Raw genomic sequence first — 12872 nt, 5'->3', positions numbered from 1 at the left:
AGGATTAGTAACAATCGTTTCTTCAAACGCTTTTTCCTCCTTACTAACTTTTACTTTATTGTTAACAGCCAAAAAGGCTTGAAAACTCTTCATTTTTATCCATAAGATACAATTCTCTGTTTACATTCAGTAATCCTACATAAAACATCCAAAAGTTTAATACGAATTAGCTTTAGGAAAGTTTCATCAGATGGCTTACTTATTTTTCAACTGCAAAATCTTTGCACGTTTAAAAACATGAATGAGACTTTTTTTCACTTCAAAAAAATCCATTTCAGCAGCGGGTTTTCTGGCAATTACTATATAATCCTTGCCAATTTCCAAACCATCCTTTAATTCCAGGTAAGCTTGCCTTATGTATCTTTTTATTTGATTTCGCATAACTGCATTGCCGATTTTCTTGCTGACAGAAAGACCTACCCGATAATATCCTTGATCAGGCTTATCCAGGACATAAATAACAAACTGTCGATTGGCGAAAGATGTCCCTTTTTGAAAAACTTCCTGAAAATCGCTATTTTTCTTAATTCGAAATTTTTTTTTCATTTCATTACACCTTCAAAAAGAACGAGAATTCCGCTGGAAGAACAAATCATTTTCTTTCAGCTCAATAAGAATACATTCTTTCCAATCTATATTTGAATCAAACATTAGACAACTCGTGTTGTCGAGCCTTAAGGAGAAGACAAAAGACGTATTAACTTATACTTTATTCCCAGAATTGGCCACTACACCGTTTTGCTTCTCTGTTGCCAATTTATTTACATACTTAAATTACAATAAAAAAAGAATGACAGCCTACTTTACCGTCGCTGCCATTCTTAAAAAAAAGACCACTGAGACTGATCAGTGGCCTATGCAGATAATACTTTTCTGCCCTTACGACGGCGTGCAGCTAATACTTTACGTCCGTTTTTAGTGCTCATACGCGCACGGAAACCGTGAACTTTACTACGCTTACGCTTATTTGGTTGATAAGTTCTTTTCATTATATGACACCTCCCTGAGGAATAACAGTTAAAGACAGTCCTTCTAATTATATAGACGAGACTCGAAAATTGTCAACCATCTTTCAAAAAACATCTTAAATCATAAAAAGTTTAATAACGACTTCATTAGATTTGCAATACTATTTGAAGAAAATGCGTATTACTATTTTATTTCACAGGCACAGAGAAAGGATCTTTTCTTAATATCCAGTTCAACAAGCACATTTTACCCTTCTTCATTCCGATCCCTTTTCCTCCTATACATGTTGAAAGGTTCATTTCGCATAAATTGACTAAAAAGTTTGTCCGTTGAACCAGCGAGATGCACTTGCTTTCCACGGGGAGGGTGAAATCCTCCTCGGCGTTACCGCTAAATTACAGTAATAAAGTAACAAACTTTACGAAAACAGCCTTTTGAAAAATGAAAAAAACCGAGTTCACTTTTAACCTCTTATATTGCTTTGAAAAATCCCCTTCCCCAAAAATTATGATTAAACAACAAACTAACAAAAAAATATTTTTTCTGGTATTTATTTAACAAAAAGTATCATGTGGATAATTATTTCGACATTTTTTTCTTATCCACATCACTAATTGACAGGTTTTTCACAACTTAGACGCTTGTGGAAAATTATTGTCCCCACGATTTTAGTATTGTGGATAACCAATAAAAATCATTGCAACCACTCAAAGTTTTTGATATCATTACTTTGTTTTCATTCTGGATAACTTTATTCACAGTTTTCACTTATCCACAAACTGTGAATAACCTGTGGACAGGTTATTCACCCTGTTAGTAACTTTTCATCCACAACCAGTGGATATTGTCGAAAATTGTTTTCTTACCTTATTATATATTTTTCCCATACATCTGTTTGTATAAAAATTTAATTGGTAGTCAAACCAACCAAAAAGCGCTTGTACATTTGTTATACAAGCGGCTTTGAAGATGATTTTCGGTAGATTAGCTATGGAAATTATTTTGACATGGAGCAAAATTATATAGAGAGAAAACCTTGCAAAGGAGGGAATCTATTTGGAAAATATCGCCGCCTTATGGAGCCAGGCGCTAAAAGAAATAGAAAAGAAAATAAGTAAACCAAGCTTTGAAACTTGGCTGAAATCCACCAAGGCTCATACCTTGCAAGGGGACACTTTGACGGTGACGGCACCGAATGAGTTTGCCAGGGACTGGCTTGAAGAGCGTTATGCTCCCCTTATATCCGGGGTTTTATATGATGTAACTGGAGAAGAATTGACCGTTAAGTTCATCATTCCCCAGAATCAAGGGGAAGAGGATTTTGATTTTCCTACTCCGGCAAAAAAACCGAAAAAACGGGAAGAGGAGCATATCGATTTTCCTCAAAATATGTTGAATCCAAAATACACATTCGACACATTCGTTATCGGATCAGGCAACCGGTTCGCCCATGCTGCTTCTCTTGCTGTAGCTGAAGCTCCGGCAAAAGCGTACAACCCACTATTCATATATGGGGGCGTAGGACTAGGAAAAACCCACTTAATGCATGCTATCGGACATTATGTGTTAGAGCACAATCCATCTGCGAAAGTTGTCTATTTATCTTCTGAAAAGTTCACAAATGAATTCATTAACTCTATTCGTGACAATAAAGCAGTCGATTTTAGAAATAGATATCGTAGTGTAGATGTCCTTCTCATTGACGATATTCAATTTTTAGCTGGAAAAGAACAAACCCAAGAAGAATTTTTCCATACGTTCAACACTCTACATGAAGAGAGCAAACAAATTGTCATTTCAAGTGATCGTCCACCTAAGGAGATTCCAACTTTAGAGGACCGTCTTCGTTCAAGATTTGAATGGGGATTAATCACAGACATCACTCCACCGGATTTAGAAACAAGGATTGCCATTCTGAGAAAGAAAGCAAAAGCAGAAGGCTTAGATATTCCTAATGAAGTGATGCTTTATATCGCTAATCAAATCGACTCTAACATTCGTGAGCTAGAGGGTGCACTTATTCGAGTAGTTGCTTATTCTTCTTTAATTAATAAGGACATTAATGCTGATTTGGCAGCAGAAGCTTTGAAAGATATCATTCCGAGTTCAAAACCAAAAATTATTACGATTCATGATATTCAAAAAGCAGTCGGAGAACATTACAGTGTAAAACTTGAAGATTTTAAAGCGAAGAAACGTACCAAATCCGTTGCATTCCCAAGACAGATCGCTATGTACCTATCAAGGGAATTAACAGATTTCTCATTACCTAAGATTGGTGATGAATTTGGTGGTCGAGATCACACGACAGTCATACACGCACATGAAAAAATTTCAAAGCTTTTACAAACCGATTCTCAATTGCAAAGACAGCTGAAAGAAATTAATGAACGCTTGAAGGTTTAAATCTTGTGGAAAAATGTTAATAACCCTTGATAGTTTATACACAGTCTGTCCACATGTGGATAGACTGTTTTTCCTTAGGATTTTGGAGTTATCCACATGTTAACAGGCCCTATTACTACTATTACTAAATTTTTTATAAAAAATAATAATATATGCTAGCAGAAAAAAATTAGAACTCATTCGGGAGGAAACAATGAAATTTATTATCCAAAGAGACCGATTAGTACAAAGTGTCCAAGACGTAATGAAAGCTGTAGCTTCTAGAACTACTATTCCAATTTTGACTGGTATTAAAATTACAGCAACTAATTCAGGAGTAACTCTAACTGGTAGTGATTCCGATATCTCCATTGAATCTTTTATTCCCTTAGAAGAAGAGGGAGACGAATTAGTTGAGTTAAAACAAGCAGGTAGCATAGTATTACAAGCTCGTTTCTTTAACGAAATCATAAAAAAATTACCGATGGATTCTGTTGAAATCAGAGTTGAAAACCAATTCCAAACCATTATCCGATCTGGAAAAGCTGAGTTTAATTTAAATGGTCTTGATGCAGAAGAATATCCGCATCTTCCACAAATTGAGGAAGAGAATATTATTAAACTTCCAACTGACCTACTAAAAACATTAATCAGACAAACGGTTTATGCAGTGTCCACCTCAGAAACACGCCCTATCTTGACAGGTGTCAACTGGAAGATTGAAGACGGGGAATTAATCTGTATTGCAACAGATAGTCATAGATTGGCAATGAGAAAAGCAAAGATTCAAAGCGAAACACAAGGGAATTACAATGTCGTCATCCCAGGGAAAAGCTTGAATGAGCTTAGTAAGATTCTAGATGATACTCAGGACATGGTTGATATTGTTATTACGGAAAACCAAGTGTTATTCAAAGCTAAGCACTTACTCTTCTTCTCGAGATTATTAGAGGGTAACTATCCTGATACATCTCGTTTAATCCCGAATGAGAGTAAAACAGATGTTGTATTGAACACTAAAGATTTCCTTCAAGCGATCGTTCGTGCCTCACTATTAGGAGAAGGGAAAAACAATGTGGTGAAATTTACGACGTTCGATTCTAATTTCATCGAAATCTCCTCCAATACACCAGAAATCGGAAAAGTGGAAGAAGAGGTTCAAGTGGAATCGATTGAAGGGGAAGAGCTTAAAATCTCTTTTAATGCTAAATTTATGATGGATGCCTTACGTGCTTTAGAAGGTAGTGATATACAAATAAGTTTTACTGGTGCAATGAGACCATTCGTAATTAAAAGTTTAAATGATGAGTCTATGCTTCAGCTTATCCTGCCTGTTAGAACTTATTAGAAAATCGTAAGCAATAAAATTATATTTCTGTTGAAAAATTTCTAAGAGCTGTTAGTAATCATCGCTAACAGCTTTATTTTGTTTATTTGTGAAAAGTTTAGTAAAATAAAATATTAGAGATTCATGTAGAAAAGAGTGAAGATCATTATGAAAATTATTCAAATAGATACCGAATATATTACTCTTGGTCAATTTTTAAAGTTAGCCGACGTTATTCAAAGCGGTGGAATGGCGAAATGGTTTTTAAGTGAGCATGAAGTGTACATCAATGGCGAGTTGGATGTTCGTCGAGGTAGAAAGCTGCGCAGCGGTGATAAAATTGAGATTCAAGGCTTTGGGAGCTTTGGAATCCACTAAGCCTTTTGAAAAGGACTAAGACTATGTTCATTGAAACGATTAAGGTGAAGAATTACAGGAATTATGACCATTTGGAACTTTCCTTTGAGAATAAGGTAAATGTAATCCTTGGAGAAAACGCCCAAGGTAAAACAAATATCATGGAGTCTATATATGTACTGGCCATGGCAAAGTCACATCGAACCTCCAATGATAAAGAACTTATTCGCTGGGACGAAGATTATGCTAAAATAGAAGGTAGAATACATAAAAAAATTTCTACCGTTCCTTTAGAACTCACCCTTTCAAAAAAAGGGAAAAAAGCAAAATATAACCACATTGAGCAACAACGCTTAAGTCAATATATTGGAAATATGAACGTCGTCATGTTTGCGCCTGAAGACTTAAATCTTGTAAAAGGAAGTCCCCAGGTTAGACGACGTTTTATTGATATGGAGATTGGGCAAGTTTCCCCTCTTTATCTTCATGAGAGTAGCCAATATCAAAAGGTCTTGCTTCAACGAAATCATTACTTGAAAATGCTGCAGCTGAAGAAACAAACCGATCTTGCCATGTTGGATATCCTGACTGAACAAGTAATTCAGTTTGCCGTGAAGATTGTCGAGAAACGATATCATTTCATTTCAATGCTTCAAAACTGGGCAGAACCTATCCATTCTGGCATATCAAGAGGCCTTGAATCTTTGAAAATTGAATACATTCCCTCGGTTGATGTATCAGAAACTATGGATTTGTCGAAAATGATAGAAGTATTTCAAGAAAAATTTGCTAAAATAAGACAAAGAGAGATTGATCGAGGTGTGACATTGATAGGACCACATCGGGATGATCTTGCTTTTATCGTGAACGGAAGAAATGTGCAAACGTTTGGTTCACAAGGACAGCAGCGAACAACCGCGTTATCTGTCAAACTTGCTGAAATTGAACTCATACATGCAGAGATTGGCGAATATCCGATTCTTCTATTGGATGATGTACTATCTGAGCTTGATGATTTTAGACAATCGCACTTGCTCAATACCATTCAAGGAAAAGTTCAAACATTCGTGACAACCACTAGCGTAGAAGGAATCGACCATCAAACATTACGCGAGGCTTCCACTTATCATGTTGTGCAAGGAAGCATTACAAAAGTTCAATAATGAGGTGTGTCTCCATGTACCTTCACATAGGGGAAGATATATTAGTTAAAACGAAAGATATCATAGCAATCTTAGATAAACAGTTGTTGAATCATTCACCTTTGATGGATGAATTTTTTAAAAAAGCAGGGACATTAGAGAAAATGACCATTAAAAGTCCCATTAAATCCATCATAGTAACGAAAGATCAGCTATATTATTCTCCACTTTCATCTTCCACGCTAATGAAGCGCTCAACTCAACATCCATTTGAAGAGAGTGCAACTGTAAATAGATAGCATGTAATAAAACATCAGCAATACATTTTCATCTAAAAGAAAAGTGTAGGTGATACAAGTTGACTATGGAACAAAAAGAAGCACAAGCCCAATCGTACGATGAGAGTCAGATACAGGTATTAGAAGGTCTAGAGGCCGTTCGTAAACGACCAGGGATGTATATTGGTTCAACGAGTAGCAAAGGTCTTCACCATCTAGTTTGGGAGATTGTAGATAATAGTATCGATGAAGCACTTGCAGGTTTCTGTAATGAAATCAATGTAATTATTGAAGCGGATAACAGTATCACAGTCATAGATAATGGCCGTGGTATCCCAGTTGGAATCCATGAAAAAATGGGACGACCTGCCGTGGAAGTCATCATGACAGTACTCCATGCAGGTGGAAAATTTGGTGGCGGTGGATACAAAGTGTCAGGTGGACTTCATGGGGTAGGTGCGTCCGTTGTAAATGCCCTATCAACTGTGCTGGAAGTATTTGTCCATCGTGATGGGAAAATCCATTATCAGAAATTCGAAAAAGGTGTTCCTGCAGCTGATTTAGATATTATCGGTGAAACAGACCGTACTGGAACGACGATACACTTTTCCCCAGACGCAGAAATTTTCACAGAAACATTAGAGTACGAATTTGATACATTGGCAAGCCGTTTAAGAGAATTAGCATTCTTAAATCGTGCTCTTCGTCTGACCATTGAAGATAAACGAGTGGAAAACAAGAAAAGTGAGTATTACTACGAGGGCGGAATCATCTCCTACGTAGAACACTTGAATCGAACGAAAGAAGTGCTCCACGAAGAACCCATCTATATTGAGGGTGAAAAGGACGGCATTACGATTGAAGTGGCCCTTCAATACAATGATAGTTATACTAGCAATCTTTACTCTTTTGCTAATAATATTCATACGTATGAAGGTGGTACGCATGAATCTGGTTTTAAGACAGCTTTAACACGAGTCATTAATGATTATGCTCGTAAACAAGGAATGATTAAGGAAAATGATCAAAATTTGACTGGTGATGACGTGAGGGAAGGTTTGACGACCATTATTTCTGTTAAACATCCGGATCCTCAATTCGAAGGGCAAACAAAAACGAAACTTGGAAATTCAGAAGCTCGTACTATTACGGATTCTATCCTATCTCAAAAATTAGAGTCCTTTATGATGGAAAATCCTACGGTCGCAAGAAAAATAGTCGAAAAAGGTTTGATGGCTGCACGTGCTAGAATGGCAGCTAAAAAGGCCCGTGAATTGACTAGACGAAAAAGTGCCCTTGAAGTCTCTAGTTTGCCAGGTAAATTAGCAGATTGTTCTTCAAAAGATCCGTCTATAAGTGAGTTGTATGTGGTAGAGGGAGACTCTGCCGGAGGATCTGCAAAGCAAGGTAGGGATCGTCATTTCCAAGCTATCCTTCCACTACGAGGGAAAATCATCAATGTTGAAAAAGCAAGGCTGGACAAGATCCTTTCCAATAACGAAATCAGGGCCATCATCACGGCACTGGGAACAGGAATCGGGGAAGATTTTGATATTTCTAAGGCAAGATATCATAAGATCGTTATCATGACCGATGCTGATGTAGATGGAGCTCATATTCGAACATTATTATTGACTTTCCTTTATCGTTATATGAGACAAATCATCGAACATGGTTATATTTATATCGCACAACCGCCTCTTTATAAGATTTCTCAAGGGAAAAAGGTTGAATATGCATATAACGATAGACAGCTTGAAGAAATTTTAAGCACCCTTCCAAGTCAGCCTAAGCCAGGCTTGCAACGTTATAAAGGTCTTGGAGAAATGAATCCTGAGCAACTTTGGGAAACAACGATGGATCCTTCTACAAGAACATTGCTTCAAGTGACCTTGAAAGATGCGATTGAAGCAGATGAAACTTTTGAAATCCTAATGGGTGATAAAGTAGAACCGAGAAGGAACTTCATTGAGGAAAATGCGATTTACGTTAAAAACTTGGATATTTAAACGAGAAATGCAAGTCATAAATATTTCGAAAGCAGGGTAGAAGGATCTTTTCTATCCTGTCTTTTACATAATAGACCCACTTTAAAATAAACAAAGAATAATAGGTTGGCTTGATTATATTACATTTGAAAGCTTTTGCTTTGGGAAAAGGAGGTTGTCTCCATGTCAGAAATAGAAAAGTCCAATGTTAAAGAGATTAATATAAGCCAGGAAATGCGCACGTCCTTCTTGGATTATGCGATGAGCGTTATTGTGGCCCGTGCCCTTCCAGATGTTCGTGATGGGCTGAAACCTGTACATCGTCGAATTCTATATGCGATGAACGATTTGGGCATGACTTCTGATAAAGCATATAAGAAATCAGCACGTATTGTTGGAGAAGTTATTGGTAAATACCATCCTCATGGCGACTCTGCAGTTTATGACACAATGGTGCGTATGGCACAGGATTTCAACTACAGATACATGCTTGTAGATGGTCACGGGAACTTCGGTTCAGTAGATGGAGATGCAGCTGCAGCCATGCGTTATACAGAAGCACGCATGTCGAAAATCTCCATGGAATTAATACGTGATATCAATAAAGACACCATTGATTATCAGGATAACTATGATGGTTCTGAAAGAGAGCCGATTGTCCTTCCTTCTAGATATCCGAATCTACTTGTTAACGGATCTTCTGGAATCGCGGTTGGTATGGCGACAAATATTCCGCCACACCAGCTCGGAGAAATAATTGACGGCGTATTGGCGGTTAGTAAAGACTCTGAGATTACAGTGGAAGAGCTAATGGAATATATACCTGGTCCTGATTTCCCAACTGCTGGTATGATTTTAGGGAGAAGTGGCATTCGAAAAGCTTATCAAACAGGTCGTGGCTCTATTACTATTCGAGCAAAGGTTGAAATCGAGGAGAAGGCGAACGGTAAGCAAACGATTATCGTAAAAGAACTACCATATCAGGTAAATAAAGCAAAGCTGATTGAGAAAATTGCGGAGCTTGTTCGAGATAAAAAGATTGATGGTATCACCGATCTTCGAGATGAGTCAGATCGTAAAGGAATGCGTGTTGTCATGGAAGTACGTAAAGATGCCAACGCAAACGTCCTTTTGAATAATCTATATAAGCAGACGACTCTTCAAACAAGCTTCGGAATCAACTTGTTGGCACTAGTAGATGGTCAGCCTAAAGTTCTAAATCTAAAACAATGTTTAGTTCATTATTTAGAGCATCAAAAGGTAGTGATTAGGCGCCGTACTGAATTCGAACTTCGTAAAGCGGAAGCAAGAGCTCATATTCTAGAGGGATTAAGGATTGCTTTAGATCATTTAGATGCAGTAATCGCTTTAATTCGTAGTTCACAGACTACAGAAATTGCTAGAGAAGGATTAATGACTCAATTCTCTCTTTCTGAAAAACAAGCTCAAGCTATCCTGGATATGCGTTTACAACGTTTAACAGGATTAGAGAGAGAAAAAATTGAGGATGAATATCAAAGTTTAGTGAAGCTAATCGAAGAGTTAAAAGGCATCCTTGCAGATGATGAAAAAGTTCTAGAAATCATTCGTGAAGAGCTTCTTGAAATTAAAGAGCGTTTTAACGATGTAAGAAGAACTGAAATTATCCTTGCAGGTTTGGAAAACATTGAAGACGAAGATCTAATTCCAGTTGAGAATATTGTTGTGACTTTGACTCATAATGGATATATTAAACGCCTTCCTGTTTCCACCTATAAAAGCCAAAAACGTGGTGGCCGTGGTATTCAAGGAATGGGTACCAATGAAGATGACTTTGTTGAACACTTGTTGACTACCTCCACCCATGATACGCTTCTATTCTTTACGAATAAAGGGAAGGTATATCGTTCAAAAGGTTATGAAGTCCCTGAGTATGGTAGAACTGCGAAAGGAATTCCAATCATCAACCTTCTTGAAGTCGAAAAAGGAGAATGGGTAAATGCCATTATTCCGGTATCGGAATTCAAAGAAGACTGGTATATCTTCTTCACAACGAAGGATGGAATCTCAAAACGTTCTCCATTGTCTTCCTTCGCAAATATACGTACTAATGGTTTGATTGCATTAGGTTTGAAGGAAGGAGACGAGTTAATATCTGTTAAGTTAACCAATGGCACAAAAGATATCATCATCGGTACTAAAAACGGAATGTTAATTCGTTTCCCTGAAGTAGATGTTCGCTCAATGGGAAGAACAGCTACAGGTGTTAAAGGGATAAGCCTTCGTGAAGGTGATGAGGTTATAGGGATGGAATTAGTAGAGGAAGATTCCCAGATATTGATTGTTACACGTAATGGATATGGAAAAAGAACTCATGAAAAAGAGTATCGAATCCAAAGCCGTGGTGGTAAAGGGATTAAAACAGTTAATGTTACTGACAAAAACGGACCTCTAATCGCCCTGAAAACAGTCATTGGTGAAGAAGACTTAATGCTAATCACCGCTTCCGGAATTCTAATTAGGATGCATGTAAGCGATATTTCGCAAACTGGTCGAAATACGCAAGGTGTTAAGCTCATTCGATTAGAATCTAATGAAAATGAATATGTATCGACAGTCGCAGTAGTTGACCGTGAGGAAGAAGAGACAGTCATTCCTTTGGAAACTGATCCAGAAGGAACCGAAGATACAGAAAGAACCGAAGATAAAGAAACAATTGATGAAGAGTAAAACAGATAGGCTATCCTCTATTCATATAGAGGATAGCCTTTTTTTGATTGTTAGAAAAGAGGGGTGCTTAAGTATGTTTCATAATATTGGTAGAAACGACCGATAAAATAAAGTAAAATAATAGTAATATATACTTAGCATTTAACTGTGGTAGGGGGAAGCAGTTTGAGAGTTCGAACCAAGTTTTTAGAAGAGGGCTGTATCCTTGCTCAAGATATAATCTGTATGACGAACAATCCTATTATGTTGAAAAAAACTGTTATTACTAGAGACTTATTAGAAGTATTACGAGCCTTTTTAGTTCCCGAAGTAAGTGTAGAAAAAAATTTAATAGACGGAAAACCTTTTGTCCCAAAAGAAGTAATTGATGAAGAACAAGAAGTTAGCATGGCAACTACTAGTTTTTCCTCACATTATTTAACTGCAGTTCAAACCTACAAAAGGCTTTTCAAGAATGTACAGGCCGGAAGTCCATTAGATATTACAAAAGTCAGGGGATTTTTATTACCACTTTTAGACAAGGCGCTGGAAAATTCGTCCGAAATCTTTCAAATACACCATTATTCAACCAAAGCAGAATACCTATATCATCATGCGGTATCTGTAGCAATCTTAAGCGGATTTATTGGAAAAAAAATGAACCTGGATAAAGGTGATATAGTCCAAGTAGCATTAGCCGGTTGTCTAAGTGACATAGGCATGGCAAAAATATCGCCGAATATTCTAGACAAAAAGACGGGTCTGACCTTCACGGAGTTTGAAGAAATCAGAAGGCATCCTGAATATGGATTTAGTATGATACAAAAAACAGGTAATACAATGGTGAAAGATACTGTTAAAATAGCGATTCTTCAACATCATGAAAGGATTAACGGGACAGGGTATCCTAGAGGAAATAAGGGGCAAAGTCTTCATCTCTTTTCTAAAATCGTCGCGGTTGCAGACGTTTACCATGCAATGACATCGGAAAGAGTCTATCGTAAAAAACATTCCCCATTCAAAGTTCTTGAAATGATCATGCAGGATGATTTTGGGAAATTTGATTTGCAAGTCATTAATGCCTTAATGTCAGGAATCTTAAACTTCTCTATAGGGAACCGAGTCAAATTGTCAAATGGATATATTGGAGAAATATTATTTATAGACTCGAACTACCCAACACGGCCCCTCATTAATATCAAAGATAATAATGAAATTATACATTTGGAAAAAAGAAGAGATTTATTCATTGAAGAAGTCTACTAAAAAGACTCTCCGATCCTTTCATAATGGTCGGAGGGTCTTTTAAAATTAAATTTTCTAAATTTATACTAGGATATTGATTTCTAATGATAATGTCTTTATAATAATAAAAGTCGACAACAAACAACATATAAGAAAAAATGTTGTGAAAAAAGTTGTTGACATTAAGAAGTAGAAAATGTTATTATATTAAAGTCGCTTACGAGTGATTCGAAAAGAAATTGCTCTTTGAAAACTAAACAAAACAATACGTCAACGTTTAATTTTAAGTCTTTTTAATAAGACATTTTATGAGCAAGTCAAACACTTTTTGGAGAGTTTGATCCTGGCTCAGGACGAACGCTGGCGGCGTGCCTAATACATGCAAGTCGAGCGGACATCTTAAAAGCTTGCTTTTATAGATGTTAGCGGCGGACGGGTGAGTAACACGTGGGCAACCTGCCTGTAAGACTGGGATAACTCCGGGAAACCGGGG

At 37.0% G+C, this 12872-nt stretch carries 10 protein-coding genes and 1 rRNA gene; 9 read left to right on the top strand and 2 right to left on the bottom strand.

The genetic code is table 11. The features are described 5' to 3' along the window. Nucleotides 1-195 precede the first annotated feature (195 nt). Both rnpA and rpmH read right to left on the bottom strand, forming a co-directional pair. Nucleotides 196-546 carry a ribonuclease P protein component gene (gene rnpA, locus G3O09_RS16340; protein WP_163102539.1) on the bottom strand — a complete coding sequence of 117 codons (351 nt, stop codon included), beginning with the start codon at nucleotides 544-546 and terminating at the stop codon, nucleotides 196-198. A 308-nt stretch (nucleotides 547-854) separates the two neighbouring features. Further along, nucleotides 855-989, bottom strand: coding sequence for a 50S ribosomal protein L34 (gene rpmH / locus G3O09_RS16335; protein ID WP_108672280.1), 135 nt, complete (start codon nucleotides 987-989; stop codon nucleotides 855-857). 1036 nt (nucleotides 990-2025) lie between these two features. Between rpmH and dnaA the strand changes: the two genes are divergently transcribed. From dnaA to G3O09_RS16290, 9 genes are all read left to right on the top strand, one after another. Further along, nucleotides 2026-3375, top strand: a complete 1350-nt coding sequence (gene dnaA, locus G3O09_RS16330; RefSeq protein ID WP_163102538.1) for a chromosomal replication initiator protein DnaA — start codon at nucleotides 2026-2028, stop codon at nucleotides 3373-3375. Between the two features lie 193 nt (nucleotides 3376-3568). Then, entirely contained in the window at nucleotides 3569-4702 is a 1134-nt protein-coding gene (dnaN, locus tag G3O09_RS16325; protein ID WP_163102537.1) for a DNA polymerase III subunit beta, read from the top strand. 147 nt (nucleotides 4703-4849) lie between these two features. Continuing rightward, nucleotides 4850-5059 carry a S4 domain-containing protein YaaA gene (gene yaaA / locus G3O09_RS16320; protein WP_420850347.1) on the top strand — a complete coding sequence of 70 codons (210 nt, stop codon included), beginning with the start codon at nucleotides 4850-4852 and terminating at the stop codon, nucleotides 5057-5059. 23 nt (nucleotides 5060-5082) lie between these two features. Then, nucleotides 5083-6201, top strand: coding sequence for a DNA replication/repair protein RecF (gene recF, locus G3O09_RS16315; RefSeq protein WP_163102536.1), 1119 nt, complete (start codon nucleotides 5083-5085; stop codon nucleotides 6199-6201). A 14-nt stretch (nucleotides 6202-6215) separates the two neighbouring features. Further along, entirely contained in the window at nucleotides 6216-6479 is a 264-nt protein-coding gene (gene remB / locus G3O09_RS16310) for an extracellular matrix regulator RemB (RefSeq protein WP_163102535.1), read from the top strand. A gap of 65 nt (nucleotides 6480-6544) precedes the next feature. Then, complete coding sequence (gene gyrB, locus G3O09_RS16305; protein ID WP_163102596.1) at nucleotides 6545-8467, top strand: DNA topoisomerase (ATP-hydrolyzing) subunit B; 1923 nt, start codon at nucleotides 6545-6547, stop codon at nucleotides 8465-8467. Between the two features lie 162 nt (nucleotides 8468-8629). Beyond that, nucleotides 8630-11155 carry a DNA gyrase subunit A gene (gyrA, locus tag G3O09_RS16300; RefSeq protein ID WP_163102534.1) on the top strand — a complete coding sequence of 842 codons (2526 nt, stop codon included), beginning with the start codon at nucleotides 8630-8632 and terminating at the stop codon, nucleotides 11153-11155. Nucleotides 11156-11320: 165 nt separating this feature from the next. After that, nucleotides 11321-12400: an HD-GYP domain-containing protein gene (locus tag G3O09_RS16295; RefSeq protein WP_163102533.1), complete on the top strand. Its 1080-nt coding sequence runs from the start codon at nucleotides 11321-11323 to the stop codon at nucleotides 12398-12400. Nucleotides 12401-12704: 304 nt separating this feature from the next. Beyond that, a 16S ribosomal RNA gene (locus tag G3O09_RS16290) occupies nucleotides 12705-12872 on the top strand; the annotation flags it as partial.

Origin of the sequence: Peribacillus alkalitolerans (assembly GCF_010882125.1) — a bacterium.
GTDB lineage: Bacteria > Bacillota > Bacilli > Bacillales > DSM-1321 > Bacillus_BN > Bacillus_BN alkalitolerans.
Note: the sequence above shows the minus strand (reverse complement) of the source record. Positions and strands in the feature narration are given on the sequence as shown.